The following is a 20,620-nucleotide window of genomic DNA, read 5'->3' as shown; positions in this document are numbered from 1 at the left end:
CCCCCCTGAGTTTTTTTGTTTTCCTCTGTGTCCCGAGGGATACCGCCCCTGCGGGGCATATCTCTGTGCCTCTGTGGTTAATGCATTTCAGCGCTCGACCAGCGGACCTTCCATCCAGTCCACCTTCTTCATCTTGCGCACGATCACATATTCATCGCGATTGGAGCCGACCGTGCCGTAGTAGTTGAAGCCGTAAGCCAGATGCGCGTAGCCGCCGATCATGTGGGTCGGCTTGGTGATGGTGCGCGTCACCGAGTTGTGGATGCCGCCGCGGAAGCCGCTCACCTCCGCGCCCGGCACGTTGATGATCTTTTCCTGAGCGTGATACATCAGGCACATGCCCTTGGGCACCCGCTGGCTGACCACCACGCGCGCCGTCAGCGTGCCGTTGACGTTGAACACCTCGACCCAGTCGTTGTCGACCAGCCCGGCTTCCTTTGCCTCCGGCTCGGACACCCAGACGTGGGGGCCGCCGCGCGACAGCGTCAGCATGCGCAGGTTGTCGGTGTAGGTGCTGTGGATGCCCCACTTCTGGTGCGGGGTGATCCAGTTGAGCACCAGCTCGTGGTTGCCGTTGGGCTTCTTGCCCAGCATCGGTGCAATCGTCTTGGTGTCGACCGGCGGCTTGTACACGCACAGGCCCTCGCCGAAATCCAGCATCCACTGGTGATCCTGGTAGAACTGCTGGCGGCCGGTGAGGGTGCGCCATGGGATCAGCTCGTGGACGTTGGTGTAGCCGGCGTTGTACGACACATGCTCCGATTCCAGCCCGGACCAGGTGGGCGAGGAAATAATCTTCCTCGGCTGCGCGACGACGTCGCGGAAGCGGATCTTGTCGTCCTCGCGCGGGCGGGCCAGATGGGTATGGTCGCGGCCGGTGATCTTCGACAGCGCTTCCCAGGCCTTCACCGCGACCTGGCCATTGGTTTCCGGCGCCAGCATGAGAATGACCTCGCAGGCGTCGATGGCCGACTCGATCTTCGGCAAGCCTTGGCTGATGCCGTCTTCGGTGACGGTGTAGTTCAGTTCGCCCAGCTGATGGACCTCATCTTCCGTGTTCCAGCTGATGCCCTTGCCGCCGTTGCCGATCTTGGTCAGCAGCGGCCCCAGCGAAGTGAACTTCTTGTAGGTGTCGCCGTAGTCACGCGTCACCACCGTCATGTTCGGCATGGTCTTGCCGGGGATGGCATCGACCTCGCCCTTTTTCCAGTCGCGCACCGCCATGCTCTGACCCAGTTCGGACGGCGTGTCGTGCATCAGCGGGGTGAGCACCAGATCCTTCTGGGTGCCCAGATGGGTGGCCGCGAGTTCGGAGAACTTCTTCGCGATGGTCTTGTAGATATCCCAGTCGGACTTCGATTCCCACAGCGGCTGCACTGCTTCGGACAGGGGATGGATGAAGGGGTGCATGTCCGAGGTGTTGAGGTCGTCCTTCTCGTACCAGGTGCATGACGGCAGCACGATGTCGGAATACAGACAGGTGGTGGACATGCGGAAGTCGAGCGTCACCAGCAGGTCGAGCTTGCCTTCGGCGCCCTTGTCATGCCACACCACTTCCTTCGGCTTGGCTTCGCCCAGTTCGCCGAGGTCCGGCCCCAGCACCGCGTTCTGGGTTCCGAGCAGGTACTTCAGAAAATACTCGTGGCCCTTGCCGGACGAACCCAGCAGGTTCGAGCGCCACACAAATAAATTACGCGGGAAGTTCTTCGGGTTGTCCGGATCTTCGCAGGAAAATTTGAGCGCGCCGCTCTTGATCTGCTCGACCGCATACTTGACCGGATCGATGCCTGCAGCATCGGCGGCCTTGGTGATTTCCAGCGGATTGGTTTCCAGTTGCGGCGCGGACGGCAGCCAGCCCATGCGCTCGGCGCGCACATTGAAGTCGATCAGCCGGTAGTCGCCCAGGTTCTTGTTCGCGGTGGGCGAGAGGATCTCGGACGCCGCCAGCTTCTCGTGGCGCCACTGGCTGGTGTGGGCATAGAAGTACGAGGTGCCGTTCATCTGCCGCGACGGCCGGTGCCAGTCGAGGCCGAACGCCAGCGGCGCCCAGCCGGTCTGCGGCCGCAGTTTTTCCTGCCCGACGTAGTGCGCCCAGCCGCCGCCCGACTGGCCGATGCAGCCGCACATCATCAGCATGTTGATGATGCCGCGGTAAATCATGTCGTTGTGGTACCAGTGGTTCAACGCCGCGCCGAGGATGACCATGGACTTGCCGTGGGTCTTGTCGGCGTTGTCGGCGAACTCGCGCGCCACCGTGATGATGTCGGCGCGCGGCACCCCGCAGTGCTTCTCGGCCCAGGCCGGGGTATAGGGCACGTCGTCGTCGTAGCTGGTGGGCAGGTTCGGTCCGCCGAGGCCGCGGTCGACGCCGTAGTTGGCCAGCGTCAGGTCGTAGACGGTGGCGATGCGCACGTCACGGCCCCCCACGTTGATCACCTTCACCGGCAGGTTGCGCGCCAGCAGTTCTTGATGATCGCCACCGAAGTAGGGCAGCGCCACCTCGACGACTTCGTCATGGCTGCCCAGCAGCGTGAGCTGCGGCTTCACTTCCTTGTTCGAATAGCCGTCGCGCATTTCGAGGTTCCACGCGCCGGACTGGCCCCACCTGAATCCAATGGACCCGTTGGGTGCCACCAGGTAGCCGGTGTTTTCGTCGTACAGCACCGTCTTCCATTCGGGGTTGTTGTCCTGGCCCATGTTGCCGCTGAGGTCGGAGGCGCGCAGGTAACGGTCGGCGATCAGCGTGCCCTCGTGTTCCTTCAGCATCACCAGCATCGGCATGTCGTTGTACTGGCGGCAATAGGAATCGAAGTATTCGCTGCGGTTCTTGACGTGGAATTCGGACAGGATGACGTGGCCCATGGCCAGCGCCAGCGCGGCGTCGGTGCCTTGTTTTGGGGCCAGCCAGATGTCGCCGAACTTGACCATCTCGCCGTAATCCGACGAAACCGCCACGGTCTTGGTGCCCTTGTACCGAACCTCGGTGTAGAAGTGGGCGTCGGGGGTGCGGGTCTGCGGCACATTGGAGCCCCACACCATCAGGTAGGTCGAGTTGTACCAGTCGGCCGATTCCGGCACGTCGGTCTGCTCGCCCCACACCTGCGGGCTGGCCGGCGGCAGGTCGCAGTACCAGTCGTAGAACGACAGCGGCGTGCCGCCGATCAGCGACAGGTAACGCGAGCCGGCGGCGTAGCTCACCATCGACATGGCGGGAATCGGCGAGAAGCCGGCGACGCGATCCGGGCCGAATTCCTTGATGGTGAAAACGTTGGCGGCGGCGATCATTTCCGTCACCTCGTCCCACTTGGCGCGCACGAAGCCACCCAGGCCGCGCACCGACTTGTAGCGCTTGGCTTTCTCCGGATCCTGGCTGACCGATTTCCAGGCTTCCACCGGGTCCATCGTCTTCCTCGCCTCGCGCCACATTTCCATCAGGCGGCCGCGGATCAGCGGGTATTTCACGCGCTGCGCCGAATACACGTACCAGGAGTAGCTGGCGCCGCGCGGGCAGCCGCGCGGTTCGTGGTTGGGCAGGTCGGGGCGGGTGCGCGGGTAGTCGGTCTGCTGGATTTCCCAGGTGATCAGACCGTTCTTGACGAAGATTTTCCAGCTGCACGACCCGGTGCAGTTCACGCCGTGGGTGGAACGCACGATCTTGTCGGTCTGCCAGCGGCTGCGGTAGGCGTTTTCCCAGCTGCGGTCTTCGTTGGTGACGGCGCCGTGGCCGTTGGAAAACTCGGCGACGGTCTTCTTGAAGAAGGTCAGTCGATCAAGGAAGTGGCTCATTGTTTGCTCCTTTCAGTTGCAGGATTCAGCTTTAGTGGCGTGCGCCATGCGCACCCCACGTTTTATTACGGATTCTTGATGTAGGCGTTCTTGCGCAGGTAAAACCACCAGTTCAGCACCAGGCACAGGGCGTAGAAGATGGCAAAACCGTACATGGCGTTTTGCGGGGTGCCGGCCTTGATCTGCTCGCCGATCACCACCGGAGCGATGAAGGCGCCGTAGGCGGCCACCGCCGAGGTCCAGCCCAGCACCGGGCCGGCCTGCACACGGTCGAACACCACGCCGACGGTGCGGAAGGTAGAGCCGTTGCCGATTCCGGTGGCGGCGAACAGCACGACGAAGGTGATGATGAACTGGGCGAAATACACTTCGGGGGTGGCCGACTGGTAGGCCTGCATCATGATCCAGCCAGCGTAGGCGGAGGCCGCGACCATGATGGCCGAGATGATCTGGGTGACGATGGAGCCGCCGACCTTGTCCGAGATCCAGCCGCCCACCGGCCGGATCAGCGCGCCGACGAAGGGGCCGATCCAGGCGTATTGCAGCGCAGACGGTGCGTTGGGGTTCTTGACGTGCGTCCACAGGCCGGTGGCGGCATCGAGGCTATGGGTGTCGCCGAAAATCACCGTAATCGACAGCGGCAAGGCCATCGAGAAGCCGATGAAGGAACCGAAGGTGACGAGGTAGAGCGCGGTCATCGACCAGGTGTGCTTGTTCGAGAAGATTTCGAACTGCTTGGCGATGTTGCCCTTCATCTCGCCGAAGGCGGCGAGTTTCATCACCATCAGGGTGACGACCATGATGAGCGGCAGCGCCAGCCACATGTTGAGCAGGCCGAGGCCGGTGGGCGCGGGCAGATACAGATAGAGGCCGACCGCCGCGGTGACGAAGGCCAGGCCATACAGCCACAGCACCTTGGCGAATGCCATGAGCGTGGAGCCGATGTTGGGCGTGACCGTCAGCAGGTTGTTCATGCCGAAGTAGCCGAGGAAAGCCAGCGGCACCAGCAGCAGCAACCAGACATAGCCGGCGTTCTGGATGTAGGTGGGAGTGCCGGCGACAATCTTGCCGAGGATCCAGCCGCTGTCCTTTATCAGTTCCATCGAGCCGCCGGCGGCGGCGCCGAAGATGCCTGCCGTCATCACCAGCGGGATCAGGATCTGCATGGTGGTGACGCCGAAGTTGCCGAGGCCGGCGTTGATCCCCAGCGCGGTGCCCTGCAGGCGCTTGGGGAAGAAGGTCGAGATGTTCGACATGGAGCAGGCGAAGTTGCCGCCGCCGATGCCGGAAAGCAGCGCCAGCAGCTGGAACACCCACAGCGGTGTTTCCTTGTCCTGCAACGCGATGCCGGTGCCGATGGCTGGAATCATCAGCAGCGCGGTGGTGAGGAAAATGGTGTTGCGGCCGCCCGCGATGCGGATGAAGAAGGAGGCTGGGATTCTCAGGGTTGCGCCTGCCAGGCCGGAAATGGCCGTCAGCGTGAACATCTCGTCCTTGGTGAAGGGGAAGCCCAGGTTCAGCATCTGCACGGTGATGATTCCCCACATCAGCCAGATGGCGAAGCCATTGAGCAGGCTGGGAACCGAGATCCACAGATTGCGGTAGGCGATCTTCTTGCCGGTCGTTTCCCAGAAGGTCGGGTCTTCCGGGTTCCATTCCTTGATATTGGTGGGCATAGATCGCTCCTGGGTTGGATAAGGTCGGGAATTATTCGAGAGTGTCAGCCGCAGCCGTCTTGATCATCGGCACCTTGCGCACTTCGGTCAGGTACATCCAGATCAGTGACACCCAGGTGACGCCATACATCAGCATGAAGATGCCGCTGTTGATGCCAGTGAGGTCGACGATGGCGCCGAACATGATGGGCAGCACGAAACCGCCGAGACCGCCGACCAGGCCGACGATGCCGGAGATGACGCCGATGTTGTCGGGGTATTCGTCGGAGATGTACTTGAACACGCTGGCCTTGCCGAAGCCCCAGGAAATCCCCAGGATGAACAGCAGGGCGGTGAACATCCAGACGTTGAGGCCAAGGTGCAATGACATCTGGCCCTTGGTAGTCTGCACGACCATCTCGGTTTGCGGATACGACAACAGGAACAGGCAGATCCAGGACACCCACATCACCCACCAGGTCATACGGTGCGCGCCGACTTTGTCGGACAGCCAGCCGCCCATCGCGCGAATCACGCCGGACGGCAACACGAAAATGGCGGCCAAAAGTGCGGCGGTCTGCATGCCGAAGCCGTATTCGGTAATGTAGTACTTGGTCATCCACAGGCTCAGGGCAACGTAGCCGCCGAACACGATGGAGTAGTACTGGCACAGCTTCCACACGTTGGGATCCTTCAGCGCGGCGAGCTGCTCCCTGATGGTGATCTGGCTCGACACATGGTGCGCGGTGTCGGTGTAGGTGAAGATCCAGAACAATATGGCCATCACCAGCATGGCGATGGCATACACCTGCGGCACCGCCTGCCAACCATAGGCCACCACCAGCGCGGGCGCGACGAACTTGGTCACTGCCGCACCGGCGTTGCCGGCGCCGAAGATGCCCATGGCAAAGCCCTGGCGCTTCTTGGGAAACCAGCGCGCCACGTAGGAGATGCCGACCGAGAACGAGCCGCCGGCCACGCCGATGAAGAGGCCGAGCACCAGGAAGTGCCAGTACGCGGTGGCAAAGCTGATGAGATAGATCGGGATGACCGTGGACAGCATCAATATGAAGAAGACAATGCGGCCGCCGACCTTGTCGGTGAGCATGCCGAGCGGCAGGCGGATCAGCGAACCGGTGAGGATGGGGGTGGCGGCGAGCAGGCCGAACTGGGTTTCGTTCAGCCCGAGGCTGGTCTTGATCGGAATGCCGATGATGGAGAACATCACCCATACGGCGAAGCACATGGTGAACGCCAGTGTGCTCATGCTGAGTACGGAAATCTGCTGCTGGGTCTGGGTGGCCATGTCGCGTCCTTTATGAAAAATATGGACTTGTTTATCCGAAATGCTGATCGAAGTGTATGCCTATGAACGTAGATGAAAAGAGGCCCGAATCCGGCTGAACAGCAGCGATCTACCTCCAAATAGGTAGAGGGGGTAGTGGCTTGAGCCCATGTTTTATCGGGGAGTTCCGGGATATCGGCCGGCATGGAACCAGGCACTTTTAATAATGGAGGTAGCTCTTCAGCCCCGGTGATATGTCGGGAATAGGCATGCTATATTTTGAACAGTGCCGGTGCCGCTGCTCCAGGTTTCAACCCTGAAGCCAGCAGACAGGATGCTTCATGATGAAAGCCTGTCGTATCGGCTCCCCCCATTCCGGGACGCTCAAGCCGAACCCGGCACAACAGGAGATATTCATGAAGATGACACCATTCGTTCTTGCCTTTTCACTGGCGGTTTTGTTGGGCGCTTGCGGGAAGCAGGAGCCTGCCGCGCCGGAAGAATCCGCGCCCGCCCCCGCAGTGCCGGAGGCGGCTGCACCGGCTCCGGCTCCGGCTCCGGCGGTGGAACCGATGGCAGCGGGGAGCGACCTGGGCAAGAAGGTTTATGGCAACGTCTGCTCAATGTGCCACGCGGTGGGTGCTGCCGGCGCGCCGAAGCCTGGTGATCAAGCTGACTGGACGCCGCGCATCGCGCAGGGCATGGACGTGCTCTACCAGCATGCGATCGAAGGATTCACGGGTGCAAAAGGCATGATGCCGGCGCGTGGGGGTTCCACCACCCTGTCGGATGACGACGTCAAGGCGGCGGTGGACTACATGGTTGCCCAGTCGAAATAAACTATTGCGGCTTTGAAAAACAAAAACGGGGGAGATACAGATCTCCCCCGTTTTTTTATTCATGAATCCGGCAACTCGACCTCAGTGGCGGTGATGCACGCTGCGGTTCAGTGACAGGATCAGCTCGGGAGTCACATCGGTAAATCCCAGCACGCGGCCGCCGCGGCTGCGGGTCAGGGTGGCAGCCGTTTCGCGGCTGGAAAAGGCGGGCAGGTCAGCATCGCGCATCGGACCGAAGACACTGGAGCCGTGGACGAAGAAAGCGTCGTGGGCCTCGATCCATTGCCCGGTTTCGAAGTCGGTGACAAAGCTCACAGCAACATCGTCCTGGTCGTAGCGCCTGTCATGGCGATTGACCTTCTGCAGAAAGACAAACAAGTCGAGCGGAGAGTCGAAGTAGTGGGCAGCGCCATCCTTGAATAGGCTTTGCGCGGCCCAGCGCGGAAAGCGGGCGGGATACATGCCGCATACCAGGCAGCGTGCATCGGCGGGGATCGGCCGCGGTGCGAGCATCGCCAGCCCTGAAGCGGGATCATGGGGCGTTGCGGGTGCAACGATGCAAAGATCATTCGTGAACAGGTTGGCGTCGCGTGCCGCTTGCTTGCCAAGGGGCAGCAGCAAGAGGGCAGCAGTTGCGATCGCCAGCACGCCACCCGCCAGCGAGAATAGCCTCGCCGAACGGCGCATCAGGTGCTGTCTCTGATCCCGAGCATGGGGTCGTCGAGCAAGGCCCCGATCAGTCTGTTCAGATTGTCTTCCGGCGGGGCATCGGGGCGGGTGATCGGGTCCGCAACGATGCGGCCACCTGCATGGTGAAAGTGGTTGGGGAAGGTCGCAAGCCCGTGGTGCAGGGGGGCGGTATCGATGCCGGATTCGGCATCGCCATAAACCCAGCGCAGCGAATAGGCATCGGGTGCGGCATAGCGCACGTTCAGCGTCACGCCATTCTTCAGGTGGACGATCATTGCATCCTGCTTCTGTTCGACCGGGGAATCGAGGTCATCGCCAAAGGCTGCATCGATCGCCGAACCCAGTTCAAGGTGCAGGCTCATTATCGATTGGCCTCCTTCAGGCATTCGCCGAGCATGGCGCGGGCCGATTCGCGGGTGTCGGCCAGAATCCTGGCAGCCAGGTAATGTTCATAGGTAGGATGCTCGGCCACCGCGCCGGACTGGATATGCTGCAGCAGCGCCGCCTCGTCCTCTACAGCGTAGGGCTTGAGAACGGCATTGCGGTTCTCGCGCAGTTCATAGACCAACTGTGACAACAGTTGGAGTTCCGTTGCCACATCAGGCTCCAGGTTCTCGAAAAAATTCGTCATGATGCTTACATGTTGCTGTCGTGGAGCGCGCCGCCATCCAGCGCCACCATGTCGGGCGTGATGTCGGCGAAACGATAGACCTTGCCGCCGTACTCGGCGGCAAATTTCACCGCGTCGTTCTCCTGCGCGAAACTCGCGATCGTCGATCCCATGGAGCCGCGCCGCTTGCTCCCGTGGACGTAGTACGCGTTCTTCGCATCGATCCAGTGATCGCGAGGGACATCCCAGTCGGCCTTGCCCATGTCCTGCACGAAAAGGCCATGCACGGCCCTGACCTGCTCGGGACTGAGGTAGATGTTGAACATTTCCACCGTGTCGCAGAAGAAATCCGGCTCCGCCTGCCCGGCATAATGGATCTGCGCCTTGGGGCCGGGGTAGTCGGCGAGCAGCATGCCGTCGAGGGCGCAGGACGTGCCGTGGTTGATCTCCACCGGGGCAACCGCAGTCGAGGTTGCGGATTGCTCGCAGCCAGTGAGCGCGGTCGCTGCCAGGGCGGCAAGCATGAGTTGACGGAGTACAGGGTTCATTGGCGGAATCTCCAGGTGGCAATTCCCAGCGGCGCGGCGATCCAGGCGAGCATCACCAGGCTCAGCAGCCAGGGCTCGGCCAGCGCACGCGGGAAAACAGTTGACAGCCCATATAGCGTACGCACATCGTCCAGGGCAAAAATATTCAGGATGCGGAACACGTCGGCCGGGTTCGCCAGCAGCAAGTAGGGGAAAATCTCGCCGCCGTAGCTGCCGCCCGTGACGACCAGCGCGCCCAGCAGCAACAGGTCGAACACCAGCACGAAGAAGAACCACAGCGCAATCGCCATGCCCGAGGCGCGGGTGCGATCCGCAGCAAATACCGACACCATCACGGCGAGACTGAGGAAAGCCATGCCGAGCAGAACCGAGCTGATCATGAAGCCGAAGTAGTGAAGCAGTTCAGCCAGGCCAAGCTTCGTGGACAGTACGACGGCGACCAGGCCAAAGCCCGCCACGGTGGAAAATGCCAGCGCGGCTGCCAGGCCGAGGTATTTGCCGAGCAGGAGTTCAAAGCGGGTGATCGGCATCGACAGCAACAAATCAAGCGAGCCGCGCTCCCGCTCGCCGACGATGGCATCGAAGCCAAGAATCAGCGCGATCAGCGGAATCAGATAAATCACCAGGCTGACCAGGCTGGCAATGGTGAACTCAATCGAGCGAAACCCGACCGTACCCTGTTGCGCTCCGCCAAAGTAGGCGATGGCCAGCGCGAAGACGGTAAACACCAGCGCCACGGCGAGCACCCAGCGGTTGCGGATGCGATCCCAGAATTCCTTGCCGGCGATGGTGCCGATTTGTGCGAATTCCATCGTTGCGTTGCCCCCTTAATCAGAAAAACCGAAGAATACGTCTTCGAGTGAAGGCTCGCGCACATGCAGGTCGAGCACCCGACCGTCGAGGGTGGCGAGGGCTTCGAGCACGGCCATCTTGGTTTCGCGGCGGCACTGCACCGAAACATGGCCATCGTGCGCTTCAATGGCGCTGATCGGCAGATGGCCGAGTGCAGTGCGCACCGCGTCGAAGTGTTCGGGGGCAATCCGGACATCGAACCATAGCGGCAGGTCCATCTGCTCGCGCAGTGCCTGGACGGTGCCGATGGCACGGATTCTGCCCTCGGCCATGATGGCGAGGCGGTCGACCCGCTCCTGGATCTCGGCAAGGATGTGCGAGGTCAGCACCATCGTCACGCCTTCCGTTCTGAGCCCGCGCAGGATGGCGTAGAAATCGCGGATCGCTTCGGGATCCAGGCCGGTGGTCGGCTCGTCGAGAAACAGGATTTGTGGTCGGCCGAGCAGGGCCTGGGCAAAACCGAGGCGCTGGCGCATGCCCTTGGAATATTCGCGTACGCGCCGTTTGGCTGCGTGGGTCAGTCCGACGCGGTCGAGGGCAGGGGCGCAATCCTGCAAGGGCGCGCCTTTCAGCCGCGAAAAGAATTGCAGGGTTTCCAGCCCGGTCAAGTTGTCGTAGAGCACGATGTTTTCGGGAAGATAGCCAATCTTGCGCCGCACTGCGCGAAACCCGCTGCCGGACACGGACGCATGGTCGATGAGGATCGCTCCCGAGGTCAGCGGGGTCAGGCCCAGCATCATCTTGAACAGGGTGCTCTTGCCTGCACCGTTGTGGCCGATCAGGCCGAACAGTTCGCCGCGGGCGATGTCGAGATCGATGCCGTCAACTGCATGCACGGCGCCGTAATGCTTGGTGACGGCACGTGCGCTTACAACGGCTTCAGCCGCAATGCGGGGGTCAGCGGGTGCCGGGATAATGCTTGCCAAGCCAGTTTCTCCAATCTTCCGTGTCAGGGCGCATGCGCGGCTTGGGATCCACGATGCTGGGCGCGCGCAGCAGCGGAAACTGCTGACCCACCATGCGCAGGGTTTGCACGGCCGGGCTTGCGAGCAGCAACTTCATCATCGGATGGCGCCATGAGAGCCGGTCGACTATGTCGTTCGCCTCATAGGGTACGTCACCGACGCCGTCTCCGTTGCGGTCCCAGCCCAGATAATTGCTCCAGTAATTGCCTTCCTTGATCCCCCACAGCTCATCGCGCGCAGCCACATAACGCACCTGCTCGCGGTTGCTGATGAACTCGTTGCGTTCGACCTGGTTGTTCTTCGACCCCGCCCACACATGCATGCCGACGATGTTGTCGACCACCAGATTGCCGCGCAAGGTATTGTATTCGGCGTCGTAAATGAAGAATCCCCGGGCATTGCCGGCCACCACGTTGTCTTCCACCACCGAATCCTGGATGGTACGCAACATGATGCCGTGGTCGGAATTGGCCCACGCGCGATTCTTGCGCACCACCTGGTTGCGTACTTCCATCAGCGCCAGTCCGCCCCGGTTCAACCAGGAGTCGTTGCCTTCCCACAGGTTGTAATAGGAATTCATGTAGTGCGTGCCATAGCGGCTGTGATGCATCCGGTTGCCACGAAAGATTGCATGGTGCGAGACATCGACATAGATCGCATCCCGCACGAAGCTGATGTGGTTGCCAATAATATGTGCGCCAGTCGTGTTGTAAAGCTGAATGCCGTTGCCGCGCTGCGAGGATCGGTAATCGCGCTTGCCGGTAATGAGGTTGTTTTCGATGCGCACGTCGTTGGCCTTCTCGATCCACAGGCCGAACAGGTTGTAGGCGAGGTCACAGTTGCGCACCACTGCACGGTGCGCACCCGGCCAGATGTAGATACCGGCATTCTGGTCGAGCAGGCTGTCGCCCGAATCGCGCACGTTCAGCCCTTCGATGACGACGTCCGGAGCGGTGACACGGATCGTATCCCCTTCCAGTCCGCCGCTTATCGTAGGTCGATCGATTCCCTTCAGGGTCAGAGGCTTGTCGATCACCAGTCGCTCCTGGTAGTAACCTCTTTCCACGCGGATCACATCACCGGGCAGGGCACGTGCTATGGCCGCGGCGATGGACTGCGCTTTGCCAACCGTAATCTCCGCGGCCAGCCCACTCCCGGCGGCCAACAGGCAGAGCAGGGCGCCGATCCGGGTCAGTACAGCCATTGCAATGCGGGCAGTCCGCTCAGATAGTCCAGTACCCCGGTGCCTTTCATTACAAGGAACAATGCCGCGGCGATCAGCAGATTCTTGAACGCCACGTAGGAGGCCATGTCGGCCCACGAAGCCGGGCGCAGGTTGCGGCCCCACCACGGCCCATCCTTGACGTAGGGTTTGCAGCGCATCCGCACCACCAGCTCGTACACGCTCCAGGCCAGCCACCATCCGAGGACGATGCCGGGGCCGATTCTCCCGGCCGCGCCGAGCACCCAGACCCAGCTTACCAGGACCACGAGCGCGAACGTGGTTGCCTGTAGCAGGATCGGCTGCTGCAGCACCTTGCGGCTCCAGGGAAACACGTGATCGAAGAACTCCTGTCCGATAAACTTGGGCAGGCTTTGCCGCGCCGCCGCAACAGGAGCGGCCGCCGCGGCGGCTGGAACGATCGGGATGAAGTAGCCGTCCGCGCCGATCGCGGTCAGCGGCTCACCGGCCTTGGTGCGGCGCTTGCGCTCCTGGACCAGCGGCGGGCAGGCATGGTCGTCGTAATAGAGCACCTGGCAGTCCAGGCACAGCAGGCATTCGCGCTGGTCGATACGGCCGGTTTCGTCGATGGCCTGCGAGCCGCAGCCGACTGCGCACGCGGCACAGGGCCCGCACTCCTGCTTGCGCTTGAGCCCCCACCAGCGGAAAGTGGAGGGCACCGCCAGGGCGGCGCCGAGCGGACACAGATACTTGCAGAACGGGCGCTCGAAAAAAACCGAGGCGACCAGCAAAACCGTCCAGAAGGTCACGAAGGGCCAGGAGCGGTTCCACACCCCCACCAGGAAGGTGGTTTTGAACGGCTCGATCTCTGCGAGTTTCTCGGCCAGCCCCATGGAATAGAAGGACACCCCGAGCAGGCCGGCAAAGATGCCGTATTTGATCCACTTCAAACGATCATGCCAGCGTTGTGGCAGCAGATGGCGCTGATAGCGTTTCAGCCCCAATTTGCCGGCCACATGGTAGACGATCTCCGAGAGTGAGCCGTAGGGGCACATCCAGCCGCAGAACATCCCGCGCCCCCAGAAGAACACGGAGACGATGATGAAAATCCAGAACAGGAAGACGAATGGATCGGAGAGGAAGAGTTCCCAACGCCATTCGAACAGGATGGCATGGAACCAGGTCAGCACCTGCGTAATGGAAGGCACCGCCAGCAGGTAGAACCCGACGAAGCCGATCGACGTTGCCCATAGAATATATTTGGGGATGTCCTTCCAGCGCTTGTCCTTGAGCGTTGAGCGCCTGACCAGCGTGTCCCGCAGCGCATAGACCGTTCCCGCGGCAGCGAGCCAGAACAGAAACAGCACAGTCTCGACCTTGCGTGATTTCCACACCGTCACCCAGGTTGCTTCCGGCTTGACGATTTCGGGCCGTCCTCCCTCAAGGTAACGGCTGGGCAGCCAGTACTCGCGGCTAAAGTTGACAAAGGTCCGGGTACCCGTCTGCTGGTCCATCTTGTTAGCCAAAAACACCAGGTTCCAGGGGTAGGCCGCGCTGAATATTGGCGAGCGGATGATGAAGATGGCCGACTCCCGGTAGGGGGGCGCGCCGGCCGCCTCGATCTTGTACAAGTTGAGATAATCCAGATCGCGAAAAGTGAAGGTGTCCATGTCCTGTGCCACCTGCACCCGGTCATAGATGCCGCCGCGCACAAAGCCCGAGCCCTTGAACGATTCCACACCGTTGGCGATGAGGAAGATGGCATGGTCGCCGGGCTTGAGTCGGGACATCAGGCTTTGATAGACAGAATCGCCGAGCACGCTGCGCCCCACCGCCGGGGCATTGAGGTACCCAAAATAAATGTCGATGTAGGGCAGGTCCGAACGTGGCATCCCGACCTCTGTGGTGTCGACCTTGAGTCGCTGGATACTGCCCTCTTCGAGGAGCGCCTGCCAATTCAGCTTGCCGGCCACCTCGGTGAACTTTGCCTGGGGGTGGATGGTGGGCTTGATGATGCCCACCTGCCTGGCGATCGCCAGGCCGCTGCGCAAAATGACCTGGTTCTCCGCAATCACGGTTACCGTGGCGCCGGTGATCGCGTCCAGACCGATCATTCCCTGATTGGCGTTGCCCTTGCCCACGGTGATCTTGTCGCCGACGAACTTGCCGACGTACTGAAAGATGAACTTGGTGAGTTCGGTCTCCGGGATTCCCAGCAGCAGGATCGGCTCGGAATGACGCAGCACCCGGACGCCGGTGACGATGCCGCGAGTGTCCATCCCGATCAGGGTCACCACCGGTTTTCCCGAGTAGGCGGGGATGTCCACGATGTCGGTGGACAGGAATACGTAACCGATCAGTTCACGGTCGTCTTTCTCGCTGTCGTCATCCTTCTCGATGTGCGCTTCTTCGCCGCTGTCGCCCTTTTTGTCGGCGTGATCGTCTTTCTTGCTGCGGTAGGCCTCGACATAAGCCGGCTTGCCCATGCGGTGGGAAAAGCTGTCAGCGCCAGGCAGCACATCCTTGCATGGAATATGCGCGCAAAGATCCGGATCAGTGGACAACTGCGCGGGTAGGGGCGTCTCATAGCTGCCGCCGGCAGCCAGGCCCCAGGCGCAGCACAGATAAAGAGCCGTCAGAAAACGGGAAAAATGGCCGGAAGGAGAAATCATGAAAAAACCGGCGAACCTCGGAATGCCAACTGGAACACGCGCAATGGACCGCAGTCCATTGCGCCGTAGGGTTCATGAATTTTTGCAGCCCCCCCGTTTCCTTTGCGGAAACGGGGTGTCGTTCAAACTTCGACAATCATCCGGCTACGCATTTCCAGGTGCAAGGCGTGGCAGAAGTTGGTGCAGTAACACCAGTACACCCCCGGTTTGTCGGCAACGAACGTGACCGACTTGGTCTCCTGCGGGCTGACGATGAACTGGATGTCGTACTTGGGAACCGCGAAGCCGTGGGTCAGGTCCTCCACCTTGTCGAGGTTGGTCAGGATGATGGTCACCTCATCGCCCTTCTTGACCTTGAACTCCCGCAGGCTGAAAGCCGGGGCCTGGCTGGTGAGCTTGACGGTCACCTTTTTGCCATTGCGAAAAACACCAGACTCCTTCGGATCCTTCACCGCCAGAGGGAACTCGTCAAGGTCGTAGATCTGACGCGTCTTGATGATGTCCCGCCGGACGATAATCGAATCGTGTGGCTCCGAGTACACCGAGTGGTCGGCCACCAGCTTCATCTTGTCGCCGCTGATGTCGATCAGCTGAGCAGTCTCGGCATGGAGCGGCCCCACGGGCAGGAAGCGGTCCTTGGAGAACTTATTGTCGGAAATAAAGTAGCGGCCGTCCGATTCCTTCGTCTCGCCCATCGAGGTGAAACCATGCCCCGGCTGGTAATGCACGTCGATGCGGTCCAGGATTATCTTGGCATTCTTGTCGCCCTTGAACGATTTGATCGCCGCTTCCACGTTCCATTTCACGATCTGGCTGTCGAGGAACAAGGTGGTATAAGCATTGCCCTTGTTGTCGAATCCGGTGTGCAACGGTCCCAGGCCGATCTCGGCTTCGGCAACCACTGTATCGCGGGCCGAGGCCACGCCGCCATCGAACCATTTCAGCATCAGGGCATGGTCGATCACCGAAGCCGTCGGCGAAAGCTTGCCCGCGCAGACGTAATACTTGCCGTCCGGGCTGATGTTCACGCCATGTGGGTTCTTCGAAATCGGCACGTAGCAGGTCAGGGCGGTTTTCGGATCCTGGTTGGAGGCTCTTGTGCCGTCGACCACCGGAACCTTGGAACCCCCTATGTAGCTTACCTTGCCGGCCTTTACCGCATCTTCAATGCGCGCCACGTTGAAGAACAGGCAAGCATCCATCTCCGCTGCCATCATGTCTTCGTAATGGACGCCTTTCTCGGTGTTGTACTGGTTGGTCGCCGCCAGCTTGCCGTCGTAGGAAGTTGCCACCAAGTCGCAATTGCCGTCGATCAACACCTGCCAGCGCATTTCCATGGTCTCGGAATCGACACAGCTGAATAGCGTTTTGTACTGGCTCCCATCCTCCATGTCGCGTCCATCGTTGGGCAGCGGAATCGCGAACTCTGCGCCACAGAACACCCGCGTGGTGTGATTGATGTTGGGATCGACCGGGTCGCGCTTGTCGGTAAAGGTGCCGTGAAAGCCCTGGATGTTGGGCAGTTCGATGATCTTGTCGCATTCCATGGTATCCATGCGGATACGTGCCAGACGGCCATGGATCTTGTCGTTCACGAACATGTATTTGCCGTCGTAGGTGCCGTCTTTGTAACTCTGGTGCACGTGGTGGGTATCGCCCGTGGTGTACTTCGGCGTGCCGTCGGGCTTGGTACCCAGGATGGCCTTGGATTCGTTGGTGACTCCCCAGCCCACCAGACAGTCCATGTTGAAGACCGGGATACGCTTCAGCTCGCGGCCGGACGGCAGGCCGTAAATGCGCACCTCGCCCGAATGGCCGCCACTGGAAAATGAGTAATATTCATCGAGTTCGCCTGGTGGCACCTCGTACTTGCCGTGATCGCCCTTGGCGCTGGCGGCTGGGGCGCCCGGGGCAGCCTCTGAGGGAACCGATTCGTTCTTGCAGGCCGACAGACCGACTGAAAGCCCTGCGCCGGACAGGCCAACCAGAGCGGCGGTATTCAGGAATTTGCGGCGGCCCAGGTCAGGCGGGGTGTCTAGCGTTTTGATGTCGTCCTGTGTCATGATTGCCTAGCTCCATGTATCAAAAATTAAGCGCTGACCATCGATTCGCGGAAGCAAGAACCCACCCGGATCGATCGAAATGCGGGACTGTCGAGGGTGCCCGCCGCTGCGACAATATGTCACGCTTCGACCTTAGCAAAAAGAGACAACCAAGTCCATTGATCGGAGCAGAAGGCCGACAGCGAAGTTCACACTATCGAGTAAGCCTTTCTGTGACTGACACTGGGCGTACGGAGTTAACTGCTTGTTTTAACGTTAAAGAATTGGCTTATTCAAGCTTGGCTCCAAGGCTCGTGACATATAGAGGTACCCCTTAAATATCCTTGAGGTACTCCTTAATATTCCGGGTGATCTGTCCTGGCCAAGAGGCGAACATGAAAGAAAAACGCGGTTTCCTGCAGCATTCGCTGCTGCTCAAGCTGGGCGGCATGCTGGCGCTGATCGCTAGTTTCGCCATCCTCGGCATGGCCAGCTCGGGCATCATCGCCGAGTCGGTGCAGGGCAGCGGCGAAGCGATCAACCTGGCAGGCAGCCTGCGCATGCAGGCCTACAAGATGACCAGCCTCGCGTTGACGGCACGCCAGCCAGGGGGCGTCGAAGCATCCACTCGGCTGCGCGCCGCGATCGACAGTTTCGAGTCCACACTCACCGATGCGCGCATCATCACGGTAATGCCCAGCCAGGCCGATACCGCGCTCGCGCGCAGCTATGCGGCGGTGCTGGAGCGCTGGCACACGCGGGTGAAGCCGCGTTTTCTTTCGGAAGCGGCAGACGGGTCGTCTTTACCGGAAAGTTTAACGGAAAGCGGCACGCTGCTGTTCGAGGACATCACCCGGTTCGTCGACGAGATCAACGACCTGGTCAAGCAGATCGAGCGCGACACCGAGGCGAAAATCCTGGTGCTGCGGATGGTGCTGGGGGCGGCTCTGCTGATGACCCTGCTGATCGGCGCGCTCACCCTGATTCTGGCGCGCAATGACCTGATCCTGCCGCTGCGCAACCTGCTGGCATTTGCTTCAAATGTCGGGCGCGGCAATCTCGCGGTGCGCACCGAGCACACCGGCAGCGACGAACTGGGACGGCTGGGCCAGGCTTTTAACCATATGGCGGAAGACCTTTCCAGGCTGTACCGGAATCTGGAAGCGCGGGTAACGGAAAAGACCGCCGAGCTCACCATTGCCAACCGCTCGCTGGAGCTGCTCTATCACTCGATCGCCCGGCTTTACAACGGGCCGGTGGCGCCGGACACCTACGCCATCCTGCTGAAGGATCTGGAAAATGTGCTGGGCGTCGGGCACGGGCGGGCCTGCCTGGTGGAAGCCGGCGACAAACATGCGCGGGTGATCGCCAGCACGCTGCAGCTGCAGCATGGCGATGCTGACCTGTGCGGCCTGATGAGTTGCGCCGAGTGCCTGGCCCACCCGGCACTGGCCGTGCACCCGCTCAAGGATGGCCGGCGCGTGCTGTCATTGCCGTTGAAGGACACCGAGCACCAGTACGGCGTGCTGCAGCTGGAAATGCCGCCGGGCAAGGAACTGGCGCAATGGCAGACCCAGTTGCTGGACGCGCTGTCGCGCCACATCGGCATCGCCATCGGCACTGCGCGGCGCACCGAACAAAGCCGCCGGGTGTCGCTGCTGGAAGAACGCGCCGCGCTGGCGCGCGACCTGCACGATTCGCTGGCGCAGTCGCTCGCCTACATGAAAATCCAGGTCAGCCGCCTGAAGCCGCTGGTGGACAATCCGCAGCGGGGAGACGAGGCCAGGGACGTGTTGGCCGAGCTGCGTGAAGGCTTGAACAGCGCCTATCGCCAGTTGCGCGAGCTGCTCACCACCTTCCGCCTGCGCATCGAGGGCGAAGGGCTGGCTGCCGCCCTGCGCACCACGGTGACCGAGTTTTCTGGCCGTGGCGGCATCCCGATCACGCTGGACGTGCATCTGGCCGGCTGCACGCTCAGCCCCAACGAGGAAATTCACGCCCTGCAGATCATTCGCGAGGCGCTGTCCAACGTGCTCAACCATGCCAAGGCGCAAAAGGCCGAGGTCAGGGTGGTGTGCAACAGCGACGGCTCGGTGTCGGCCAGTGTTACCGACGACGGCCTCGGCATCCGCCAGGCCGCCGGCGCGCACCATTACGGCATGACCATCATGGACGAGCGGGCAAAAAACCTGGGCGGCCGGCTGACGGTCGAGAATCTGCCTACACTCGGCACCCGCGTGACCCTGCATTTCATGCCGAGTGCCGGACACGACGTTACCATCCCCATTCAACCCGTCACCTGACCCGACATTCATGAACCCGGCAGAGCCCCAGAGCATCCTCATCGTCGATGACCACCCGCTGTTTCGCAAGGGTGTGATCCAGCTGATCCAGGCCGCACCCGAATTCCGTTTTGTCGGCGAGGCCCCAAGCGGCCGGGAGGGCATTGCGCTCGCCCACAGCCTGCAGCCGGACATGATCCTGCTCGATCTGAACATGAAAGACATGAACGGGGTCGAGGTGCTGAAAACGCTCAAGGACGCCGGCCTCGATTCACGCATCATCATGCTGACCGTGTCGGATCATGCGGAAGACCTGATGGCCGCGCTGCAGGCCGGCGCCGATGGCTACCTGCTGAAGGACATGGAGCCGGAAGACCTGATGCAGCAACTGGCCGAGGCGGCGCGTGGCAAGATCACCATCAGCGAGCGCCTGACGCAATTGCTGGTGGCTTCGCTGCGCGAAAAGGATCGTCCCACCAGCCTCGCCGAGGCCGGGCTGACCGAACAGGAAAGCCGCATCCTCGACCACCTGATCGGCGGCAAGAGCAACAAGCTGATCGCCCGCGACATGGGCATCGCCGAGGGCACGGTGAAAGTCCACGTCAAACATTTGCTGAAGAAGCTCAACCTGCGTTCGCGGGTGGAAGCCGCGGTATGGGCCGACCGCTGCCGGCGCCAGGCCAAGCCCTGACATTTGCGAGAACTGGTCGTGCCAACTGGTTTGCCGGAGTCGACTATCTTGAATAGCAGGTCCGTTCAAACAAGGAACACGAGCGGCAACGCGAAGCGGCTGACCGTACATGAAATGTAGAAATTCAGACTTGGCCTGATTGACAGTTCAAGTTTAGGGGGGGGCTGTCAGGCAAAAACCGGCCATCAGCCGTCACTGGCGGAGCGGTAAAAATACTTTACTGGGCGGTCGGTGTAGGCCAGTAAGCGGTCGGTCGTGAAATCGGCGCGTACTCCTGATGATCGGCCATTCCTGCCGTTCACATTCATCAAGACACACGAAACCCAATCGCAGTAAAATCCAGACTGATTGTTAGTTCTACTGTGTTATAAATAATGCGATGATTCAGGCATAGGAATTAGCGAGGTGGAGGCTACATGGGGCTGAGTCTTGAATCGCGGTTTGAAGCGTATTGCGACGAACTGGTAAAAGCGCTGTCGCATGCGGACCGTAGTCAGCCAGCGCGCTGGTATCTGAAAGG

The 20,620-nt window shown here is 61.0% G+C and carries 15 protein-coding genes; 3 read left to right on the top strand and 12 right to left on the bottom strand.

Annotated elements, in window-relative coordinates:
- Positions 1-87: 87 nt before the first annotated feature.
- From ABW22_RS08285 to ABW22_RS08275, 3 genes are all read right to left on the bottom strand, one after another.
- Entirely contained in the window at positions 88-3,786 is a 3,699-nt protein-coding gene (locus ABW22_RS08285) for a nitrate reductase subunit alpha (protein ID WP_059754715.1), read from the bottom strand.
- Between the two features lie 65 nt (positions 3,787-3,851).
- On the bottom strand, positions 3,852-5,462 hold the full coding sequence (locus tag ABW22_RS08280) for an MFS transporter (protein ID WP_059754712.1): 1,611 nt from the start codon (positions 5,460-5,462) through the stop codon (positions 3,852-3,854).
- Positions 5,463-5,493: 31 nt separating this feature from the next.
- Positions 5,494-6,747 (bottom strand): MFS transporter, encoded by a 1,254-nt coding sequence (locus ABW22_RS08275; RefSeq protein WP_059754709.1) that lies wholly within the window; start codon positions 6,745-6,747, stop codon positions 5,494-5,496.
- Between the two features lie 320 nt (positions 6,748-7,067).
- On the opposite strand from ABW22_RS08275, the gene ABW22_RS08270 reads away from it, so the two are divergent.
- Positions 7,068-7,565 (top strand): c-type cytochrome, encoded by a 498-nt coding sequence (locus ABW22_RS08270; protein ID WP_237763276.1) that lies wholly within the window; start codon positions 7,068-7,070, stop codon positions 7,563-7,565.
- A gap of 81 nt (positions 7,566-7,646) precedes the next feature.
- Here the strand turns inward: ABW22_RS08270 and ABW22_RS08265 are convergent, their stop codons facing one another.
- From ABW22_RS08265 to nosZ, 9 genes are all read right to left on the bottom strand, one after another.
- Positions 7,647-8,252, bottom strand: a complete 606-nt coding sequence (locus tag ABW22_RS08265; RefSeq protein WP_059754705.1) for a nitrous oxide reductase accessory protein NosL — start codon at positions 8,250-8,252, stop codon at positions 7,647-7,649.
- Positions 8,252-8,617, bottom strand: coding sequence for a hypothetical protein (locus ABW22_RS08260; RefSeq protein ID WP_059754699.1), 366 nt, complete (start codon positions 8,615-8,617; stop codon positions 8,252-8,254). The genes ABW22_RS08265 and ABW22_RS08260 overlap by 1 nt, the downstream gene beginning before the upstream one ends.
- Positions 8,617-8,886 carry a hypothetical protein gene (locus ABW22_RS08255; protein WP_059754696.1) on the bottom strand — a complete coding sequence of 90 codons (270 nt, stop codon included), beginning with the start codon at positions 8,884-8,886 and terminating at the stop codon, positions 8,617-8,619. The genes ABW22_RS08260 and ABW22_RS08255 overlap by 1 nt, the downstream gene beginning before the upstream one ends.
- A 5-nt stretch (positions 8,887-8,891) precedes the next feature.
- Positions 8,892-9,413: a nitrous oxide reductase accessory protein NosL gene (locus ABW22_RS08250; RefSeq protein WP_059754694.1), complete on the bottom strand. Its 522-nt coding sequence runs from the start codon at positions 9,411-9,413 to the stop codon at positions 8,892-8,894.
- The gene (locus ABW22_RS08245; RefSeq protein WP_059754691.1) at positions 9,410-10,225 is read right to left on the bottom strand and encodes an ABC transporter permease; all 816 of its coding nucleotides are present in this window, start codon (positions 10,223-10,225) and stop codon (positions 9,410-9,412) included. Before ABW22_RS08245 ends, ABW22_RS08250 begins: the two co-directional genes overlap by 4 nt.
- A 15-nt stretch (positions 10,226-10,240) precedes the next feature.
- Positions 10,241-11,191, bottom strand: a complete 951-nt coding sequence (locus ABW22_RS08240; RefSeq protein ID WP_059754688.1) for an ABC transporter ATP-binding protein — start codon at positions 11,189-11,191, stop codon at positions 10,241-10,243.
- On the bottom strand, positions 11,163-12,434 hold the full coding sequence (locus tag ABW22_RS08235; RefSeq protein ID WP_059754685.1) for a nitrous oxide reductase family maturation protein NosD: 1,272 nt from the start codon (positions 12,432-12,434) through the stop codon (positions 11,163-11,165). Before ABW22_RS08235 ends, ABW22_RS08240 begins: the two co-directional genes overlap by 29 nt.
- Positions 12,422-15,085, bottom strand: a complete 2,664-nt coding sequence (locus ABW22_RS08230; RefSeq protein ID WP_059754682.1) for a 4Fe-4S binding protein — start codon at positions 15,083-15,085, stop codon at positions 12,422-12,424. Before ABW22_RS08230 ends, ABW22_RS08235 begins: the two co-directional genes overlap by 13 nt.
- A gap of 122 nt (positions 15,086-15,207) precedes the next feature.
- Positions 15,208-17,148: a TAT-dependent nitrous-oxide reductase gene (gene nosZ, locus ABW22_RS08225; protein WP_059754679.1), complete on the bottom strand. Its 1,941-nt coding sequence runs from the start codon at positions 17,146-17,148 to the stop codon at positions 15,208-15,210.
- 374 nt (positions 17,149-17,522) lie between these two features.
- Between nosZ and ABW22_RS08220 the strand changes: the two genes are divergently transcribed.
- Both ABW22_RS08220 and narL read left to right on the top strand, forming a co-directional pair.
- Positions 17,523-19,430 carry a histidine kinase gene (locus tag ABW22_RS08220; protein WP_059754676.1) on the top strand — a complete coding sequence of 636 codons (1,908 nt, stop codon included), beginning with the start codon at positions 17,523-17,525 and terminating at the stop codon, positions 19,428-19,430.
- A 10-nt stretch (positions 19,431-19,440) separates the two neighbouring features.
- Entirely contained in the window at positions 19,441-20,100 is a 660-nt protein-coding gene (gene narL, locus ABW22_RS08215; protein ID WP_059754673.1) for a two-component system response regulator NarL, read from the top strand.
- Positions 20,101-20,620 lie beyond the last annotated feature (520 nt).

Origin of the sequence: Thiobacillus denitrificans (assembly GCF_001530125.1) — a bacterium.
Classification (GTDB): Bacteria; Pseudomonadota; Gammaproteobacteria; order Burkholderiales; family Thiobacillaceae; genus Thiobacillus; species Thiobacillus denitrificans_C.
This window is presented reverse-complemented; position numbering and strand designations above follow the sequence as displayed.

Excerpts from the sequence above, each read along its gene's own strand:
- ABW22_RS08285 (WP_059754715.1), bottom strand. The coding sequence starts at position 3,786 with ATGAGCCACTTCCTTGATCGACTGACCTTCTTCAAGAAGACCGTCGCC.
- ABW22_RS08280 (WP_059754712.1), bottom strand. The coding sequence starts at position 5,462 with ATGCCCACCAATATCAAGGAATGGAACCCGGAAGACCCGACCTTCTGG.
- ABW22_RS08275 (WP_059754709.1), bottom strand. The coding sequence starts at position 6,747 with ATGGCCACCCAGACCCAGCAGCAGATTTCCGTACTCAGCATGAGCACA.
- ABW22_RS08270 (WP_237763276.1), top strand. The coding sequence starts at position 7,068 with ATGATGAAAGCCTGTCGTATCGGCTCCCCCCATTCCGGGACGCTCAAG.
- ABW22_RS08265 (WP_059754705.1), bottom strand. The coding sequence starts at position 8,252 with ATGCGCCGTTCGGCGAGGCTATTCTCGCTGGCGGGTGGCGTGCTGGCG.
- ABW22_RS08260 (WP_059754699.1), bottom strand. The coding sequence starts at position 8,617 with ATGAGCCTGCACCTTGAACTGGGTTCGGCGATCGATGCAGCCTTTGGC.
- ABW22_RS08255 (WP_059754696.1), bottom strand. The coding sequence starts at position 8,886 with ATGACGAATTTTTTCGAGAACCTGGAGCCTGATGTGGCAACGGAACTC.
- ABW22_RS08250 (WP_059754694.1), bottom strand. The coding sequence starts at position 9,413 with ATGAACCCTGTACTCCGTCAACTCATGCTTGCCGCCCTGGCAGCGACC.
- ABW22_RS08245 (WP_059754691.1), bottom strand. The coding sequence starts at position 10,225 with ATGGAATTCGCACAAATCGGCACCATCGCCGGCAAGGAATTCTGGGAT.
- ABW22_RS08235 (WP_059754685.1), bottom strand. The coding sequence starts at position 12,434 with ATGGCTGTACTGACCCGGATCGGCGCCCTGCTCTGCCTGTTGGCCGCC.
- ABW22_RS08230 (WP_059754682.1), bottom strand. The coding sequence starts at position 15,085 with ATGATTTCTCCTTCCGGCCATTTTTCCCGTTTTCTGACGGCTCTTTAT.
- nosZ (WP_059754679.1), bottom strand. The coding sequence starts at position 17,148 with ATGACACAGGACGACATCAAAACGCTAGACACCCCGCCTGACCTGGGC.
- ABW22_RS08220 (WP_059754676.1), top strand. The coding sequence starts at position 17,523 with ATGAAAGAAAAACGCGGTTTCCTGCAGCATTCGCTGCTGCTCAAGCTG.
- narL (WP_059754673.1), top strand. The coding sequence starts at position 19,441 with ATGAACCCGGCAGAGCCCCAGAGCATCCTCATCGTCGATGACCACCCG.